The sequence below is a fragment of the Fictibacillus sp. 23RED33 genome (assembly GCF_015903925.1).
Classification (GTDB): domain Bacteria; phylum Bacillota; class Bacilli; order Bacillales; family Fictibacillaceae; genus Fictibacillus; species Fictibacillus phosphorivorans.
Window position 1 is genome coordinate 1069822 of record NZ_JACZDX010000001.1, and the last position, 17334, is coordinate 1087155.

Genomic DNA, 17334 nt, shown 5'->3' on the forward strand with positions numbered 1-17334 from the left:
AGATGCAAATTGCCTTTCAAACAGACGTTGGAATGGTAAGGAAGCATAATGAAGACAGCGGGGAAGTGTTCACAAAGGGTGAACACTTTCTTGCAGTTATCGCAGATGGAATGGGTGGACATAAAGCAGGAGATATCGCTAGCCAAGAAGCCCTTAAAGTGATGAAAGATGCATGGTCTCAATTTGAAGAAAACATGGAAAACGTGAAAGAATGGATCCAGAACGTTTTAAAAGATACGAATAAACATATCTTTGATTTTTCTCAGGAGAATCCTGAAACTAGAGGTATGGGAACTACGGTTGTGGCTGCTTTAGGTACGAATAAAGAAATTACAGTCGCACATATCGGTGACAGCCGATGTTATCTGTATTCGAATGGGGAACTGAAAAGAGTAACGGATGATCATTCTCTAGTCCAAGAACTAGTGAAATCTGGTCAAATTACAGAGGATGAGGCAGAGATTCATCCAAGAAGAAACATGATCATGAAAGCTGTCGGTACTGATGAAACCGTAGAAGCTGAGTTTAATACGATCACTTGGCACAATGGTGACTATCTTTTGCTTTGTTCGGACGGTCTATCAGATAAAGTATCTTCTAAACGTCTTCAAGAAGTGTTTGAAAATCAAATGGAATCCGTTACCGAGAAGGTAGAACGATTGATCACTTGGGCAAAAGATGCCGGTGGAGAAGATAACATTACTGCTATCCTTATACAGAACAGTTCTGACACAGAAACAAAAGGGGAAGCAATAACATGATAGGAAAAAGAGTCAGTGGCCGCTACAAGCTTTTAGAAGTTATCGGTGACGGCGGAATGGCCATCGTTTATAGAGCAAAAGATTTAATATTAGATAGAGATGTAGCAGTAAAGGTTCTACGATCTGAGTTTAATAAAGACGAAGATTTCATCAGACGATTTAAAAGAGAAGCTGAATCAGCAACGAGTCTTAACCATCCGAACATTGTGAGTATCTATGATGTTGGAGAAGATGAAGAGATCTATTTTATCGTGATGGAATATGTGCAGGGAAAAACACTAAAGCAATACATAAAAGAACATGGCAAAATCTCGGTAGAAGAATCTCTGCATATTATGAAGCAGATCGTTTCAGGTATGGCGGTCGCTCATGATCATGGAATCATTCATCGCGATATTAAACCGCATAATATATTAATTACTGATAACGGTATAGCAAAGTTAACAGACTTTGGAATTGCGCTCGCTATTACTTCAGCAACGATCACGCATACAAACTCTATTCTTGGATCTGTTCATTACTTTTCGCCTGAACAAGCAAGAGGCGGTATCGCGAACGCAAAATCTGATATCTATTCTTTCGGAGCAGTACTCTATGAAATGGTTACAGGGAGAGTTCCGTTCGTTGGAGATTCGCCGGTGTCGGTTGCGTTAAAACATCTCCAAGAAAATGTGATCGAACCACGAAGATTGAATCCTGAAATCCCACAGAGTGTGGAGAATATTGTTTTAAAGTCGTTGGCGAAAAATCCTTTAAAAAGATATGACAGTGCTGATGAACTGTTGAGGGATATGAGTTCAGCGTTAGATCCAGATCGTATGTATGAGCAAAAGTGGAACGAAGAAAACGAGGAAGATGAGAAAACAAAGTACATTCCTCCTATAGTCGTGCCACCAATCGAAACACCTGTGAAGAAAGCAGAAGAAGAAAGAGAAAAAGAAAAAGAGAAAAAGCCCGAAAAACCTAAGAAGAAAAGAAACTGGTGGCTTATTTTACTTATATCACTTCTTTTGTTAGGCGGTGCGGGAATAGCTGCTTTCACGATGATGCCTTCTATCTTTTATGTTGAAGAAGTCAGTGTTCCAGATGTAGCGGGAGAAGAATATGTAGATGCTTTTGATAGCTTGAGAGCCGAAGGGCTTGAAGTGAAACGGCAGGAAGTATTTGATCCCGAGATTGAAGAAGGTCTTGTAGTAAGGCAGGATCCATCTCCAGGAACAAAAGTGAAACAGCAAGCAATCGTTACGTTATTCGTATCAAAAGGACCTGAAAAGGAAAATATGCCTGATGTAGAAGGCTATAATATAGAAGATGCGAAAGAACGTTTGAAAGAAGATGGCTTCTCACAGATCAATATCGACTATGAAGAATCAGACACAGAGCCAGAAGGTACGGTGCTCGAACAAAGTCCTGATCGTGATGAAAAAGTAACACCTGCAGAAACTGAAGTTACACTAACAGTTAGTTCTGGAACACCAACCGTTCAAGTTGAAAACTTAATAGGTGCGACAGAACAAGATGTAAATACGTTTGCTGAGAATGCTGGTCTTACCGTTGAATTTTCAAAAGAGTTCTCTGATACGGTCGAAAAAGGAAGAGTGATCTCGCAAAATCCATCTCCTTTTACGCAAGTAGAAAAAGGAGCAACGATCTCTGTCGTTCTTTCTGATGGCCAAGAAGAATCAGAAGAGCCTCCTGCTGAAGAGGAACCACCCGCCGAAGACCGTACAGTGACAAAGGATATCGAAGTTAAGCTAGATAAGAAGGACAGAAGAGAACCAGTTACAGTAAGAATTGTATATTCCGATAAAAACGCTTCAAATGAAGTTTTTGTTGAAGAACAGATTACAGACAAAAAGAAATATCAGCTGCCTCTGACGATCGCTGAGGGAGGTTCTGCTTCTTACGTTGTATATATCAACGGAAAAGAAGAGGAATCTGAGACGATAAATTATGATGATGCTAAAAGTGCTAACGCAAGAATGAGTAATGATAATAATGATGATGAGGAAGGGGACGATGGTGATTAAGCATGCCTGAAGGAAGAATTGTTAAAGCGCTCGCTGGTTTTTATTACGTTAAGGAAAATGGTAAGGCCGAAGTTTTCCAATGCAGAGGAAGAGGTAATTTTCGCAAAAAGAAAGTAAATCCATTGGTAGGGGACTGGGTAGAATACGAGTCAAGCAACATTACAGATGGATACATTCTTGATGTGAAGGAACGCAAAAACGAGCTAGTTCGTCCTCCTATCGCGAACGTAGACCAAGCCATTCTAGTTTTTTCAGCTACTGAACCGGATTTTAGCACGCTTTTATTAGATCGCTTCCTTGTTCATATTGAAGCGAACGATATCTTACCTGTTATTTGTATCTCAAAAATGGATCTTATACAGAAACCTGAAGAGATCGAGGAAATCAACCATTATATAGAGGCTTACAAAACATTAGGTTATGAAGTCATTCCAACTTCGACAAAAACAGATGATAGTCTTGAAATGTTCTATCCACTTTTCAAAGATAAAGTTACCGTTTTTGCAGGGCAGTCTGGAGTTGGTAAATCTTCCCTTTTGAATGCGATCAATCCAGAGCTTATGCTTGAGACAAATGAGATTTCAAGCCATTTAGGCCGAGGGAAGCACACGACTCGTCATGTGGAACTCATTCTCTTTGGTAATGGCTTAGTTGCTGACACGCCTGGGTTTAGCTCGCTAGATTTCTTAAATATTGAAGCGGAAGACTTATCGATGTACTTCCCAGAAATGGACGAGCTTCGAGGCGATTGCAAATTTAGAGGGTGCTCACATACGTCTGAACCGAAATGTGCAGTTAAAAAAGGGGTAGAGGACGGAGTCGTTCCAAAGTTCCGCTACGACCATTACGTAAGTTTTTTACAAGAAATTAAAGATCAAAAACGGAGGTACTGATGATTAAAATAGCTCCATCTATTCTGTCGGCTGACTTCTCAAGGTTAGGCGATGATATAAAAGCTGTAGAAGAAGCGGGTGCGGATTATATTCATGTTGATGTGATGGATGGCCATTTCGTACCAAACATCACGATCGGACCACTGGTTGTTCAAGCGATCCGACCTGTTACAAAACTTCCGTTAGATGTACATCTCATGATTGAAAATCCAGATCGATACATTGAAGAATTTGCAAAAGCAGGTGCAGATATTATTTCTGTGCATGTTGAAGCATCACCTCATCTACATCGAACGGTTCAACTCATTAAACAACAAGGTGTAAAAGCGGGTGTGGTGATTAATCCAGCAACACCAGTCGATTCTATCAAACACATAATACAAGATGTTGACCTTGTGTTGTTAATGACTGTTAATCCTGGGTTTGGTGGACAAGCATTCATAGAGAGCGTAGTGCCCAAGATCAAAGAGGTGTCCGATCTCGTACAAACACAAGGATTGAACGTTGAGATTGAAGTTGATGGCGGTGTAAATCCAGAAACAGCTCGTCTTTGTGTGGAATCTGGTGCGAATGTATTAGTTGCTGGTTCTGCCATTTATGGGAAGAAAGATTTAAAGGATGCAATAAAAGCCATTCGTGGTGTATAATTGATTAAAGAAAATTAAATAAGCAACCACAGGGGGAGTCCTTTAAAGGGCTGAGAGGGGAGTGTTCTCCCGACCCTTTGAACCTGAAGCTGGATCATACCTGCGTAGGGATGTGGAGTCGTATGACTTTTTGAATGTATATCTAAAAAGCAACCGAGCTCACATGCCGGTTGCTTTTTTTGTTTTTCTGTTAGCATAGAAAATAGGGGGTTATCATGTATGAAAGCAAACAACATATCATTATTAACAGAAATCGCTATCATGTCAGCTTTATCATTGATTTTAGGCTTAATTAAATTTGCTGGTCCTTGGCCACAAGGTGGTTCTGTTTCGTTAGAGATGGTTCCAATCTTTTTAATGGCTTTTAGAAGAGGGCTAAAGGCAGGGGTGCTTACAGGCTTAGCTGTAGGACTGCTTCAGCTTCTTGTGAACCCTTACGTTATTCATCCAGCACAGATGATCTTAGACTATCCGTTAGCGTTCGCTCTAGCGGGCGTTGCGGGGGCATTTGCGCCGTCTATCACTCAAGGTGCCAGCAAGAGAACGTTCTTGATGGTTACAGGAATTTTCGTAGGTTGCTTGTTAAGAACGATCTCACATGTATTATCAGGAGTTATATTCTTTAGTGATCTAGCAGAAGAGATGAACATATGGCTCTATTCGTTCTTATACAACGGATCGTTCATGGTCGTTATTTTCGGGATTACTGCTCTAGTCGTTATACTACTAACAAACACAGCTCCTAAACTACTGCACGCTGCTCATAACGGTCGCCATCAAGCAGCATGAAGATAAGCATAGTTGCAGGAGGTCCGGAGCATTTGATTCCTGATTTGAAGCCATATGATCTATCAACGGATCATATTTGGATCGGTGTCGATAGAGGAACCCTCTTTTTATTGAGAAATGATATCTTTCCACAGTATGCATTTGGTGATTTTGATTCTGTTTCTGATGATGAGAGAAGAAGTATAATGAACTCTTCGATAAAAGTGAATCAATACCGATCAGAAAAAGATTCCACTGACATGGAGATCGCATTAGAGTGGGCGTTGAAACAGAATCCAGAACAAATTCTCATATTCGGTGCGACTGGTGGAAGGTTAGATCACGAACTGATGAACATCCAACTTTTATTTAAAAGTCGGAGTAATCTTGCAGATGTAAGGATTAAGGATACAAGGAATGAGATCTCACTTCATCTACCTGGATGTTATGAAATTGAGCAAGATCACAGATACTCATATATCTCATTTCTGGCTCAAAGTGAAGAAGTGACAGGTATCACCTTAGAGGGATTTAAATACCCGTTAGACCAAGCTAAACTTCAGGCTGGTTCATCGTTATGTGTTTCCAATGAGCTTGTAAATAAAAGTGGTACTTATTCTTTTGACTCCGGCATAATATTGATGGTAAAGAGCCGTGATTAAAAAATCACGGAATACAGGCCCCAAAGCACCTTTTTATAAAAAGGGGAATAAAGTATTTATTGTTTAGCTCTTATCATTTTTTATGGGCCTGGAGGAGGGGTAAGATGAAATTTTATACCATTAAACTTCCTAAATTCTTGGGAGGCTTCGTACGTGCCGTCTTAGGTTCTTTCAAAAAAGGATAACAAACAAAAAAAGCGCTTGTGCGCTTTTTTTGTTTGTTTTTTGAATATTTGGTTTCGTGTATAGTCGGTTTCTGTGAAAGTAGTTGATTTCCGCTCCAGGTTGCACGCTTTCCATGGGGCGAACGGTGAGCCTCCTGCCGCTTTGCGCCATTAGGAGTCTCCACCTGACCGCTTCAAGTTTGTCTCTCTGCTCCTGCGTCTACAAGTTTATGCTAACGAAGTGAACTTCCTCGTCGCATGCCTTGCGAGAAGCACCTCATGTTGCAGGCAGGCAACCTTACGCTCCAATCAACTTGCCTAAGATGAGAAAAAGAAAATACCCAAAAAGCAACAATCATTTAGAAAGAGTCTTTTAAAAGAGAATAATTTTAAGATTGGATGATTTACTGTCCAGTTTAAAGAAAATACTGTCCACTTGAATCTATTTTGGTCATCAAAGCGCTTTTTGGACAAAGAAAAAAACAGCAGCGGTTGCTGCTGTTTTTATTTATACACGTTCAACTTTGCCAGATTTAAGGGCACGAGCAGATACGTATACGCGTTTAGGCTTTCCGTCCACAAGAATACGAACCTTTTGGACGTTAGCTCCCCAGCTTTTCTTTGATTTGTTCATTGCGTGAGAACGCTTGTTACCAGTTTTAGGTCCTTTTCCAGTAATAAAACATTTACGAGCCATGTAGGTGAACCTCCTTTACAGCAAAAAAGCTTTGCATCAATTCAATCGTATGTTAAATACTAAATAATATTAGCATGACTTCAGTAGCAATGCAACATATTCGTAAAAGGTTTTCAAGTAAATTTCCTTGACAATACTATTTACATAGTGTGAAATGTAGTAGTCCTTTCAAAATAGGCTGATGTATAGTAAAATATTTGTTAGCCATTTAACAAATTAAAGGGGGATATAAGCATGTCCATTGAAATGAAAACAACCTATGGTCAAATTGATATTTCTAATGAAGTAATTGCCACTATAGCCGGTGGAGCAGCAATTGATTGTTACGGAATTGTTGGCATGGCATCAAGGAAGCAATTAAAGGATGGAATAACTGAACTTTTAGGACGTGAAAATTTCTCCCGAGGGATCGTTGTTCGACAAGAAGAGGATGAAGTACATATTGACATGTACATCATCGTTAGTTATGGAACAAAGATTTCTGAAGTGGCTCATAACGTTCAGAACAAAGTGAAATATACCCTGGATCAAATGCTTGGTTTGGCGGTTGACTCAGTCAATATCTACGTTCAGGGTGTCAGGGTGACAACCCCTTAGTTAGGAGGAAGTTTTGTGTCTTTAAAAGTATTAGATGGAAAAAAGTTTTCAAAAATGGTACTCGAGGGTGCTTCAAACTTAACACGGAATGCAGCAATGGTCGACGCACTTAATGTTTTCCCTGTACCAGATGGTGATACAGGAACGAACATGAACTTAACGATTACTTCTGGTGCAAAAGAAGTAGAAAAAAACACGTCTAGTCAAATTGGCGCTGTTGCCAGTGCTTTTGCTAAAGGCTTATTAATGGGAGCGCGCGGAAACTCTGGTGTTATTCTTTCACAGTTGTTTAGAGGATTCTCTAAATCAATCGAAGGAAAAGAGACGATTAACGCTGCTGAATTTGCCAATGCATTTGATAAAGGTGTAGAAACTGCTTATAAAGCAGTTATGAAACCAGTAGAAGGTACGATTTTAACTGTAGCTAAAGACGCTGCAAAAAAAGCAGTTAAAGAAGCTAAAAAATCAGACGATATTCTATACATTATGAAAGAGCTTGTTAAAGAATCGAAAGCTTCCTTAAACCGTACTCCTGATCTACTTCCGGTTCTAAAAGAAGTTGGCGTTGTTGATTCTGGTGGACAAGGGTTAGTCACTGTTTATGAAGGGTTTTTAGCTGTACTTGAAGGCAAAGAGCTGCCGAAAGTATCTGTTAACGCTCCTTCGATGGGTGAACTTGTTAACGCCGAGCATCATAAAGCACAGATGCACATGAAGACGGAAGATATCCATTTCGGATATTGTACAGAATTTATGGTAAGGTTCGAAGAAAAAAAGATCAAAAACAATCCATTCGATGAGATCAACTTCCGTAATGAGTTAAGTCAACATGGTGATTCTTTGCTTGTTGTAGCTGATGAGGACGTTGTAAAAGTTCACATCCATACGGAGCAACCTGGTAATATGCTAACACTTGCGCATCGTTACGGAAGCTTGATCAACATCAAGATCGAAAACATGCGTGAGCAGCACTCAGCGATTCTAGAGAGCGAGAATGAAGTGATTCCTTCCTACTCACAATCTACTCCTACTCCTGAGAAGAAAAAGGAATATGGTATCGTTACGGTTGCTATGGGTGAAGGCATCGAAGAGATGTTTTCATCAATGGGTGCATCAGTTATCCAAGGTGGACAAACGATGAACCCAAGTACTGAGGATATCGTAAAAGCAATTTCTGAGGTTAACGCAGAGAAAGTGTTCATCCTTCCGAATAACAGCAATATCATCATGGCATCTGAACAAGCTGCAAGTGTTGTTGATGAAGAAGTTGTGATCATCCGCACAAAAACAGTGCCACAAGGTATCGCTTCTATATTAGCTTTCAATCCTTCTGCTGATATGGCAGAGAACGAAAAGAAGATGAACGAAGCCATTACTTCTGTTAAGTCAGGCCAAGTTACTTATGCAGTTCGTGATACATCTATCGATGGTGTTGAAATTGCTAAAGGTGACTTTATGGGAATCTCAGAAGGAAAAATTCTAACTTCTAAGACAGACAAACAAGAAGTAACGAAAGAACTACTCTCAAATATGCTCGATGAAGATTCAGAGATCGTTACGATCATCTATGGTGAAGATAGCTCTGAGGAAGAGGCACAGGAACTTGCTGAATTTATTGAAGAAAAGTATCCCGATGCGGAAGCTGAAATTCATAACGGTAAGCAGCCGATCTATTCATTCATCTTATCAGTAGAGTAAAAAATGAAAAGTATTCTCTCTTAAACTTAAAGTGTGATAAAGTTAAGGGGGAATACTTATTTTATTGGGAAAAAACGCAACTTGAAGGAGAACGTCATGAAATATAAAAGTGTATTTGATATTATCGGTCCCATTATGATAGGACCTTCTAGTTCACATACAGCCGGCGCTGCACGAATCGGACGAGTAGCGAGAAGCCTTTTTGGCAGGAAACCCAAATACGCAACCATCTCATTCTATGGCTCTTTTGCTAAAACCTATCGAGGTCACGGAACGGATGTAGCGATTGTTGGTGGAATCCTGGATTATGACACGTTTGATACTCGAATTGTGGATGCGCTTACAATAGCGGAACAAGAAGGTATCGAGGTCACGATGACTGCTGAGGATGCTATAACGGACCATCCAAACACAGCTCGTGTTATTATTGGCGATAACGACGATAAAATTGAAGTAGTTGGAATTTCGATCGGTGGCGGGAAAATTGAGATTACAGAACTGAACGGTTTTGCGTTACGATTATCTGGAAATCATCCCGCTCTATTAATCGTTCATAATGATAAATATGGAGCGATAGCAGGAGTGGCGAACATATTAGCAAAACATGAGATCAATATTGGTCATATGGAAGTTTCAAGAAAAGAAAAAGGGAAAGAAGCATTGATGGTTATTGAGATCGATCAAAATGCAGATGAGATCATCATAAACGAACTAAATTCTCTCCCGATTGTTCAACAAGTAGTAAAGATACACGATTAAGAGGTGAGAAGTATGTTTCGTAATGTAGCTGAATTAATAGAATTAGCGGAATCAAAAAAATGTAAGATCTCAGAGATCATGATTCAGCAAGAAATGGATGTTACTGGACGCTCGAGAGATGAAGTTCTAGGATTCATGGATCGAAATTTAAGAGTGATGGAAGAAGCTGTCCTGCGCGGAATTACTGAAGATGTGAAATCTCATTCTGGTCTAACAGGCGGAGATGGAAAACTTCTTCAGAACTATATTAAAACTGGAAAGTCTCTATCTGGCGAACTGATGCTTGATGCTGTAAGCAAAGCGATGGCAACGAATGAAGTGAACGCGGCGATGGGTACGATCTGTGCTACACCTACCGCAGGATCTGCAGGTGTCGTTCCTGGCACTCTGTTTGCGTTAAAAGAAAAATTAAATCCTACCAGAGAACAAATGATTGAGTACCTGTTTGCTGCAGGTGCGTTTGGTTTTGTTGTAGCAAACAACGCCTCTATTTCTGGAGCCGCTGGTGGATGCCAAGCTGAGGTAGGATCTGCTACAGGAATGGCTGCAGCGGCGATCGTCGAACTTGCTGGTGGGTCTCCTTCGCAATCAGCAGAAGCGATGGCGATTGCACTAAAGAACATGCTAGGACTCGTTTGTGATCCTGTTGCGGGATTGGTCGAAGTTCCTTGTGTAAAACGAAACGCAATGGGTGCAAGCAATGCTATCGTAGCAGCTGATATGGCACTTGCCGGGATCGTTAGCCGTATTCCGTGTGATGAAGTGATCGATGCGATGTACAAGATTGGTCTTTCAATGCCGTCTGCACTGCGTGAAACTGCACTTGGAGGCTTAGCGGCTACACCAACAGGAAGAGAGCTTGAAGCAAAAATCTTTGGCATCCCGCTAAACGAGAAGTAAAGATGTTGAATCAATCCATAACAACAGTAAATGGCATTGGAGAGAAGAAAGCTGAAGAGCTCGCTAGCATGGGTATTCAATCTGTGGAAGATCTTTTAGAATATCTGCCTTATCGGTATGAAGATTACCAAAAGAAAGATCTCGCGGAAATTGCACATGATGAAAAAGCAACGATCGAAGGGAAGGTTCATTCTGAACCTTCTCTGCGTTATTTTCCGAAGAAAAAATCACGTTTAACTTTTAGGATGCTGATCGGTAAATACTTAATTACAGCTACGATCTTTAATCGCCCATTCCTTAAGAATCAGATCGCTTTAGGTCAGACGCTTACGGTGACAGGTAAATGGGATCGAAATAAAATGACGTTAACCGTTAGTGATGTTCATTTTGGAACATTCAGTGACGATCATAAAATTGAACCGGTCTATTCAGTAAAGGGCTCACTGTATGGCAAAACGATGCGTAAGATTATAGATTCCGCATTTCGTCAATTTTCTGGTGGAATCGTGGATCCTCTTCCAGAAGAGATTCGAGAATCATATCGACTTCCAGATCGAGAATCAGCGCTTAAGATGATGCATTTTCCTGAAGATTTTAAAGCATTAAAAGCAGGAAGAAGAAGGCTGGCATACGAAGAGTTGTTGTATTTTCAACTAAAGATGCAGATCTTTAGAAAATGGAACAGACAGCAATCTGAAGGAGCAGCTTTGCAGTTTGATCGAAACCAAATAGACACGTTTGTTCGTTCTTTACCGTTTCAGTTAACGGAAGCGCAGCAGCGGGTAGTAGATGAAATATTAAGAGATCTATCAGGTTCAAGCCGAATGAACAGGTTGCTTCAAGGTGATGTAGGCTCTGGTAAAACAGTAGTTGCAGCTGTAGCTTTATATGCCGCGGTTACGGCTAACAGGCAAGGGGCGTTGATGGTACCTACAGAGATCCTTGCCGAACAGCATTTTCAATCGTTAAAAGAGCTTTTTGCTCCGTTCGGAATAACGGTAGCTCTTTTAACTTCTTCTGTTAAAGGGAAAATGCGTAGGGAAACATTAGCGCTTTTACAGCAAGGCGAGATTCAGATTATGGTTGGTACACACGCCCTCATCCAAGAAGAAGTGAACTTTCATAGTCTCGGTCTAGTGATCACAGACGAGCAGCACCGGTTTGGTGTTAACCAAAGAAGAGTGCTAAGGGAAAAAGGTGAGAGTCCGGATGTTCTCTTTATGACGGCGACTCCTATTCCTCGAACACTTGCAATATCGGCGTTTGGTGACATGGATGTTTCTACGATCGATGTAATGCCTGCAGGAAGAAAACCGATCATCACACATTGGGCAAAACACGGTATGCTAAATCGTGTTCTTGATTTTATAAAAAAAGAAATTGAGTCCGGCAGACAAGCTTATGTTATCTGTCCATTAATCGAAGAATCAGAAAAGATAGATGTGCAGAATGCTATAGACGTTCATGCTCAGCTAAGTGCTTACTTTCATAATTATCAAGTAGGTCTGATGCACGGAAGACTGCATTCGACTGAAAAAGATGAAGTGATGAGAAAGTTTGCAGCGAATGTTTGCCAAATCCTGGTGTCTACGACGGTTGTAGAGGTCGGTGTGAATGTTCCGAACGCTACCATCATGGTTATATATGACGCTGAAAGATTCGGACTTTCTCAACTCCATCAGTTAAGAGGACGAGTAGGTCGTGGCAGCGAACAATCCTATTGTGTACTTATCGCAGATCCGAAATCTGAAGAAGGTCAAGAACGGATGAGGATTATGACAGAGACGACTAATGGGTTCGAGCTTTCAGAAAAAGACCTCGAGCTTCGTGGGCCAGGTGATTTTTTCGGAAATAAGCAAAGTGGTGTTCCGAACTTTAAAGTAGCGGACCTCGTGCATGATTATCGAATTTTAGAAACAGCTAGAAATGATGCGGCTAGACTTGTTCAATCAGAAGAGTTTTGGAAAGATGAAACATATCGATTGATCCGAGAAGTTTTAACAAGACAAGGTGTGCTCGATAAAGAAAGACTAGATTAATCTTGAAAGAAGAGAATTGATACTATATACTACTATTAGTACCAGCTCTTAATAGCAGAAAGATAAATTGGCAGGTACGCTGTAATAGCGTTACCTGCTTTTCTACGCACTGCATCTTCACTCACTATCTTTCTCATATATGAGACCTTTGTATGGAAGAAGGAAGAAACTATGAAAAAATCAAAAAAAGAGAGACAAGAGCTGTTAAGGGAAACGATTAAGTTAACCCCTTTTATAACAGATGAAGAATTGGCAGAAAAATTCAGTGTCAGCGTTCAGACGATCAGGCTTGACCGTTTGGAACTTTCTATTCCAGAGCTTAGGGAAAGAATAAAGTCTGTGGCTGAAACAAAACTGGATGATGTAAAAGCACTGCCGCTTGAAGAGGTCATCGGTGAAATCATTGACCTTCAGTTAGATGAATCAGCTATTTCAATATTAGACATAAAAGAAGAACATGTTTTTTCTCGTAATAAGATCGCAAGAGGTCATCACGTTTTTGCTCAGGCGAACTCTCTGGCGGTGGCGATTATAAATGATGAACTGGCTTTAACTGCAAAAGCTAATATTCGGTTTTCTCGTCCTGTTCGAGTAGGTGAGAGAGTGGTTGCAAAAGCCAAAGTAATAGAGACGAGTCAGGAGAGAACCATTGTAGATGTTAACAGTTATGTAGAGAATGAGCCTGTCTTCAAAGGTGAATTTACAATGTATAGATCTGCACAAGATCCAAAGGAAGGAAGTTAAATCAGCATGAATATCGCAATAGATGCAATGGGTGGCGACAATGCACCAGAAGAAATCGTTAAAGGTGCAATGCTAGCTAAAGAGCAATATCCAGAGCTTTCAATTACATTAGTTGGAGATCAGGATCAGATCTTGAAACATTTGCCTGAAAAGCACGCGTTTACGATCATTCATACCGATGAAGTGATTGAAACATCAGAAGAGCCAGTTCGAGCTGTTCGCCGTAAAAAGAATGCCTCGATGGTAATCGCGGCGAATGAAGTGAAATCAGGAAAAGCGGATGCCTATATTTCTGCGGGTAACACGGGTGCATTGATGGCTAGTGGCTTGTTTTATGTTGGCCGTATTAAAGGTATTGATCGTCCAGCACTTGCTCCGACACTTCCAACTTTGAACGGTGACGGATTTTTGTTTTTAGATGTAGGTGCCAATATGGATGCGAAGCCAGAACACCTTTTACAATATGCATTGATGGGCTCTGTGTATTGGAGAGAAGTTCGAGGTGTTGAAAAGCCGCGTGTAGGATTGTTAAACGTTGGAACAGAAAGTGAAAAAGGAAACGCTCTTACTAAGGCTGCATTTCCACTCTTACAGGAAGCTGATATTAATTTTGTAGGTAATGTTGAAGCGAGAGATCTCTTAATGGGTGCCGCAGACGTAGTAGTATGTGATGGTTTTGCAGGAAACCTCGTTCTTAAATCTATTGAAGGTACTGCTATGAGCATGTTTTCAATGATTAAAGAACAGCTAACATCAAGTTTAACTTCTAAACTTGCAGCTGGGGTATTAAAACCTAAATTGAGAGGGATTAAAGATAAACTTGACTATACAGAGTATGGTGGGGCTGGTTTGTTCGGACTAGCAGCACCTGTGATCAAAGCACATGGTTCATCAAATGCCAATGCGATGTTGAATGCAATCAGACAAACAAAAAGCATGATAGAGAAAAACGTAGTACCTACGATTCAAAATCATGTACAATCCCAAGATAACAAGGAGGAGTAAGAAATGGGGAAAATCGCTTTTCTTTTTCCAGGACAAGGCTCTCAAGTAGTAGGAATGGGTAAAGAGCTAGTATCTCAGGAGGCATCAGCAAAAGCTATTTTTGACAAAGCTGATGAAAAACTTTCTATAAAGCTTTCAGATATAATTTTTGAAGGACCAGAAGATATCCTCAAAAGAACAGAAAATACACAGCCGGCGTTATTAACGGTTTCAACAGCTGTTCTTGAACTGTTAAAAGAGCGTGGAATTCAAGCGGATTATGTGGCTGGGCATAGTCTTGGTGAGTACTCTGCACTTGTTGCAGCGGGCAGCCTTTCTTTTGAAGATGCTGTTTACGCCGTTAGAAATAGAGGGTTGCTCATGGAAGAAGCTGTTCCTGCAGGTGTAGGGACGATGGCTGCTGTGATTGGATTTGATCAAGAACGATTAGAAGCGATAACTACAGAAGTTTCTAACGGTGAAGAGAGCGTGCAAGTTGCAAATCTTAATTGTCCCGGGCAGATCGTTATTTCTGGAACCGTAGGCGGAGTTGAAAAAGCTAGTGCTCTTGCTAAAGAAGAAGGAGCAAAAGTGATTCCACTTCAGGTGAGTGGACCGTTTCATTCCTCCCTCATGAAACCTGCTGCGGAGAAGTACAACGAAATTTTAAATCAAATTGTGATAAATGAAGCAAAAACACCTGTAATCGCTAACGTAACGGCGAAAGCTATTACCGATAGTGATGAAATTAAAGGAAAGTTGATCGAACAGCTGTATTCACCAGTTCGTTGGGAAGAGACGGTTCGTGAGTTAATGGATTTAGGTGTTGATACGTTTGTAGAGATCGGACCTGGAAAAGTACTCTCAGGATTAGTTAAAAAGGTAAATCGAAGAGCTAACGTAATCGCTGTAAGTGATCTGGAGACGATTAACATGGCCGTTGAGAAACTAAAAGGAGAGTCTGTCGATGCTTAATGAAAAATCAGTTTTAGTTACAGGTGCATCTCGTGGAATTGGACGAGCGATCGCTTTGTATTTTGCAAGAAACGGTGCTAAAGTAGCGGTGAATTATTCTGGTAGTGAAGCTAAGGCTAATGAAGTCGTGAATGAGATAAAAGAAAACGGAGGGACTGCTTTTGCCATTAAAGCGGATATCTCCTCGTCAGAAGATGTGACGAATATGGTAAAAACAGTTGTTGATGAGTTTGGGAGTCTTGACGTTCTCGTAAATAATGCTGGAATTACTAGAGATAACCTATTGATGAGAATGAAAGAAGAAGACTGGGATGCGGTTATTAATACAAATCTTAAAGGTGTATTCCTGACTACAAAAGCTGTTACAAGACAGATGATGAAACAAAGAAAAGGACGCATCATAAATATTGCTTCTATCGTTGGTGTATCTGGTAATGCTGGCCAAGCTAACTATGTAGCTGCAAAAGCAGGCGTGATCGGGCTAACAAAAACAGCTGCAAAAGAACTATCTTCAAGAGGAATCACGGTTAACGCGATTGCACCAGGTTTTATCGAGACGGATATGACGGGTAAACTAGAAGAAGGAATCAAGTCTGAAATGCTTCGAAACATTCCACTTGCGCGTTTTGGACAGCCTGATGATATCGCATCGGCAGCAGCTTTCTTAGCGAGTGATGCAAGTTCATATATCACTGGCCAAACACTCCATGTCGACGGCGGAATGGTGATGTAGTAAACATAAAACTTTAAATGAGGCTGTTTTTAGAAGTACATCAATCAAAAGTTGAAATCATAAGAAAAGAACCTTTAATGACTATAAATCCCTCTAGTTTTTTAATGGGAAAAAGAATATACTATTGAAAGGAGGTGACACACAAAATGGCAGATGTTTTAGATAGAGTTTCAAAGATTGTTGTGGACCGTTTAGGTGTTGATGCATCTGAGGTTAAGCCTGAAGCTTCCTTTAAAGAAGATCTAGGTGCTGACTCTCTTGATGTAGTTGAACTAGTAATGGAACTTGAAGATGAGTTCGAACTAGAAATTTCTGACGAAGATGCTGAGAAGATTGCAACTGTTGGTGACGTTGTAAATTACATAAACAGCAAACAATAAGTGTAAGACGGATAAAGTCCCGTGCAAAATAGCGGGGCTTTCTTCCCTTTTTAACAGGAAAAAAATCAATAGCAAAATAGCCCTTTTACGAGATTTTTGGAGGAAGTTTATGAAAGGTTCAAAACAACATTCAACTCAAAAGAAAACAGTGAAAAATCGGTTTAAATCTGCTTCCAAAAAGGGCATGGATGATAAGGTGCGCATTCAAAAAGTAGCCCCGATACAAGAGCGTTTAAACATTAAGTTTCAGAATGAAAAATTGTTAGCTCAGGCATTTACGCATTCATCATATGTGAATGAGCATCGAGGAAGAACGTTTGAGGATAATGAAAGACTTGAATTTCTAGGTGATGCCGTTCTTGAATTGACCATATCTCAATATTTATACAGCAAATTTGCAAATATGAGTGAAGGTGAGCTTACGAAACTTAGAGCAGCTATCGTATGTGAGCCATCATTAGTTCTTTTTGCAAACGACTTACACTTTGGTGAGTTTGTTTTATTGGGAAAAGGTGAAGAAAATACTGGAGGAAGATCAAGACCAGCCCTTTTAGCAGATGTTTTTGAAGCATTTATTGGAGCGCTATATCTAGATCAAGGACTCGAAAAGGTAAAAGAGTTTTTAAATCAGTATGTGGTACCACGAATAAACGAAGGTGCTTTTTCTCATGTGATGGATTTTAAAAGTCAGTTACAAGAATACGTTCAGCGTGAAGGGTTAGGTCATATCGACTATCGTATCATTCAAGAAAAAGGACCAGCACATAATCGAGAGTTTGTGTCTGAGGTAAGATTGAATGAAGCGAGTTTCGGAATCGGGTATGGAAGATCCAAAAAAGAAGCTGAACAGCATGCTGCACAAGAAGCGATAGAGAGAGTTTCTAAAAAGAGCTAAACAAAAAA

General features: G+C 40.3%; 19 protein-coding genes and 1 riboswitch. Of the genes, 18 read left to right on the forward strand and 1 reads right to left on the reverse strand.

Annotation, left to right across the window (positions count from 1 at the left end):
• Positions 1-2: 2 nt before the first annotated feature.
• From IHV09_RS05620 to spoVM, 7 genes are all read left to right on the forward strand, one after another.
• Complete coding sequence (locus IHV09_RS05620; protein WP_197263817.1) at positions 3-761, forward strand: Stp1/IreP family PP2C-type Ser/Thr phosphatase; 759 nt, start codon at positions 3-5, stop codon at positions 759-761.
• Complete coding sequence (pknB, locus tag IHV09_RS05625; protein WP_197263818.1) at positions 758-2791, forward strand: Stk1 family PASTA domain-containing Ser/Thr kinase; 2034 nt, start codon at positions 758-760, stop codon at positions 2789-2791. Before IHV09_RS05620 ends, pknB begins: the two co-directional genes overlap by 4 nt.
• A 2-nt stretch (positions 2792-2793) precedes the next feature.
• Positions 2794-3684: a ribosome small subunit-dependent GTPase A gene (rsgA, locus tag IHV09_RS05630; protein WP_197127687.1), complete on the forward strand. Its 891-nt coding sequence runs from the start codon at positions 2794-2796 to the stop codon at positions 3682-3684.
• The gene (rpe, locus tag IHV09_RS05635; protein ID WP_197263819.1) at positions 3684-4331 is read left to right on the forward strand and encodes a ribulose-phosphate 3-epimerase; all 648 of its coding nucleotides are present in this window, start codon (positions 3684-3686) and stop codon (positions 4329-4331) included. Before rsgA ends, rpe begins: the two co-directional genes overlap by 1 nt.
• A 21-nt stretch (positions 4332-4352) precedes the next feature.
• A riboswitch (TPP riboswitch) is annotated at positions 4353-4459 on the forward strand.
• Between the two features lie 91 nt (positions 4460-4550).
• The gene (thiT, locus tag IHV09_RS05640) at positions 4551-5120 is read left to right on the forward strand and encodes an energy-coupled thiamine transporter ThiT (protein WP_197263820.1); all 570 of its coding nucleotides are present in this window, start codon (positions 4551-4553) and stop codon (positions 5118-5120) included.
• Positions 5117-5761, forward strand: coding sequence for a thiamine diphosphokinase (locus IHV09_RS05645; RefSeq protein WP_197263821.1), 645 nt, complete (start codon positions 5117-5119; stop codon positions 5759-5761). Before thiT ends, IHV09_RS05645 begins: the two co-directional genes overlap by 4 nt.
• A 104-nt stretch (positions 5762-5865) precedes the next feature.
• Entirely contained in the window at positions 5866-5946 is an 81-nt protein-coding gene (spoVM, locus tag IHV09_RS05650) for a stage V sporulation protein SpoVM (RefSeq protein WP_007202502.1), read from the forward strand.
• A gap of 487 nt (positions 5947-6433) precedes the next feature.
• On the opposite strand, the gene rpmB is transcribed toward spoVM, so the two are convergent.
• Positions 6434-6622 (reverse strand): 50S ribosomal protein L28, encoded by a 189-nt coding sequence (rpmB, locus tag IHV09_RS05655; RefSeq protein ID WP_066240673.1) that lies wholly within the window; start codon positions 6620-6622, stop codon positions 6434-6436.
• Between the two features lie 234 nt (positions 6623-6856).
• Between rpmB and IHV09_RS05660 the strand changes: the two genes are divergently transcribed.
• From IHV09_RS05660 to rnc, 11 genes are all read left to right on the forward strand, one after another.
• Complete coding sequence (locus IHV09_RS05660) at positions 6857-7219, forward strand: Asp23/Gls24 family envelope stress response protein (RefSeq protein ID WP_066240675.1); 363 nt, start codon at positions 6857-6859, stop codon at positions 7217-7219.
• A 15-nt stretch (positions 7220-7234) separates the two neighbouring features.
• Positions 7235-8917, forward strand: coding sequence for a DAK2 domain-containing protein (locus tag IHV09_RS05665; RefSeq protein ID WP_197127691.1), 1683 nt, complete (start codon positions 7235-7237; stop codon positions 8915-8917).
• Positions 8918-9013: 96 nt separating this feature from the next.
• A complete protein-coding gene (sdaAB, locus tag IHV09_RS05670) occupies positions 9014-9676 on the forward strand; it encodes an L-serine ammonia-lyase, iron-sulfur-dependent subunit beta (RefSeq protein ID WP_197263822.1) in 663 nt (220 codons plus the stop codon).
• A gap of 12 nt (positions 9677-9688) precedes the next feature.
• Positions 9689-10576, forward strand: coding sequence for an L-serine ammonia-lyase, iron-sulfur-dependent, subunit alpha (gene sdaAA / locus IHV09_RS05675; RefSeq protein WP_197263823.1), 888 nt, complete (start codon positions 9689-9691; stop codon positions 10574-10576).
• A gap of 2 nt (positions 10577-10578) precedes the next feature.
• Positions 10579-12615, forward strand: a complete 2037-nt coding sequence (recG, locus tag IHV09_RS05680; RefSeq protein WP_197263824.1) for an ATP-dependent DNA helicase RecG — start codon at positions 10579-10581, stop codon at positions 12613-12615.
• 171 nt (positions 12616-12786) lie between these two features.
• Entirely contained in the window at positions 12787-13359 is a 573-nt protein-coding gene (gene fapR / locus IHV09_RS05685; RefSeq protein WP_197127695.1) for a transcription factor FapR, read from the forward strand.
• 6 nt (positions 13360-13365) lie between these two features.
• On the forward strand, positions 13366-14364 hold the full coding sequence (gene plsX, locus IHV09_RS05690) for a phosphate acyltransferase PlsX (protein ID WP_197194454.1): 999 nt from the start codon (positions 13366-13368) through the stop codon (positions 14362-14364).
• 3 nt (positions 14365-14367) lie between these two features.
• Positions 14368-15318: an ACP S-malonyltransferase gene (fabD, locus tag IHV09_RS05695; protein ID WP_197263825.1), complete on the forward strand. Its 951-nt coding sequence runs from the start codon at positions 14368-14370 to the stop codon at positions 15316-15318.
• Complete coding sequence (gene fabG / locus IHV09_RS05700) at positions 15311-16051, forward strand: 3-oxoacyl-[acyl-carrier-protein] reductase (RefSeq protein ID WP_197263826.1); 741 nt, start codon at positions 15311-15313, stop codon at positions 16049-16051. The genes fabD and fabG overlap by 8 nt, the downstream gene beginning before the upstream one ends.
• A gap of 146 nt (positions 16052-16197) precedes the next feature.
• Positions 16198-16431, forward strand: a complete 234-nt coding sequence (acpP, locus tag IHV09_RS05705; RefSeq protein WP_066240701.1) for an acyl carrier protein — start codon at positions 16198-16200, stop codon at positions 16429-16431.
• A 184-nt stretch (positions 16432-16615) separates the two neighbouring features.
• Positions 16616-17326, forward strand: coding sequence for a ribonuclease III (gene rnc, locus IHV09_RS05710; protein ID WP_231607268.1), 711 nt, complete (start codon positions 16616-16618; stop codon positions 17324-17326).
• Positions 17327-17334 lie beyond the last annotated feature (8 nt).

Bases quoted from the DNA above. Each gene is read 5' to 3' on its own strand.
- recG (WP_197263824.1), top strand. From the start codon at position 10,579: ATGTTGAATCAATCCATAACAACAGTAAATGGCATTGGAGAGAAGAAA.
- IHV09_RS05620 (WP_197263817.1), top strand. From the start codon at position 3: ATGCAAATTGCCTTTCAAACAGACGTTGGAATGGTAAGGAAGCATAAT.
- sdaAA (WP_197263823.1), top strand. From the start codon at position 9,689: ATGTTTCGTAATGTAGCTGAATTAATAGAATTAGCGGAATCAAAAAAA.
- sdaAB (WP_197263822.1), top strand. From the start codon at position 9,014: ATGAAATATAAAAGTGTATTTGATATTATCGGTCCCATTATGATAGGA.
- rsgA (WP_197127687.1), top strand. From the start codon at position 2,794: ATGCCTGAAGGAAGAATTGTTAAAGCGCTCGCTGGTTTTTATTACGTT.
- plsX (WP_197194454.1), top strand. From the start codon at position 13,366: ATGAATATCGCAATAGATGCAATGGGTGGCGACAATGCACCAGAAGAA.
- IHV09_RS05660 (WP_066240675.1), top strand. From the start codon at position 6,857: ATGTCCATTGAAATGAAAACAACCTATGGTCAAATTGATATTTCTAAT.
- thiT (WP_197263820.1), top strand. From the start codon at position 4,551: ATGAAAGCAAACAACATATCATTATTAACAGAAATCGCTATCATGTCA.
- rnc (WP_231607268.1), top strand. From the start codon at position 16,616: ATGGATGATAAGGTGCGCATTCAAAAAGTAGCCCCGATACAAGAGCGT.
- acpP (WP_066240701.1), top strand. From the start codon at position 16,198: ATGGCAGATGTTTTAGATAGAGTTTCAAAGATTGTTGTGGACCGTTTA.
- spoVM (WP_007202502.1), top strand. From the start codon at position 5,866: ATGAAATTTTATACCATTAAACTTCCTAAATTCTTGGGAGGCTTCGTA.
- fapR (WP_197127695.1), top strand. From the start codon at position 12,787: ATGAAAAAATCAAAAAAAGAGAGACAAGAGCTGTTAAGGGAAACGATT.
- fabG (WP_197263826.1), top strand. From the start codon at position 15,311: ATGCTTAATGAAAAATCAGTTTTAGTTACAGGTGCATCTCGTGGAATT.
- fabD (WP_197263825.1), top strand. From the start codon at position 14,368: ATGGGGAAAATCGCTTTTCTTTTTCCAGGACAAGGCTCTCAAGTAGTA.
- rpmB (WP_066240673.1), bottom strand. From the start codon at position 6,622: ATGGCTCGTAAATGTTTTATTACTGGAAAAGGACCTAAAACTGGTAAC.
- rpe (WP_197263819.1), top strand. From the start codon at position 3,684: ATGATTAAAATAGCTCCATCTATTCTGTCGGCTGACTTCTCAAGGTTA.
- IHV09_RS05645 (WP_197263821.1), top strand. From the start codon at position 5,117: ATGAAGATAAGCATAGTTGCAGGAGGTCCGGAGCATTTGATTCCTGAT.
- pknB (WP_197263818.1), top strand. From the start codon at position 758: ATGATAGGAAAAAGAGTCAGTGGCCGCTACAAGCTTTTAGAAGTTATC.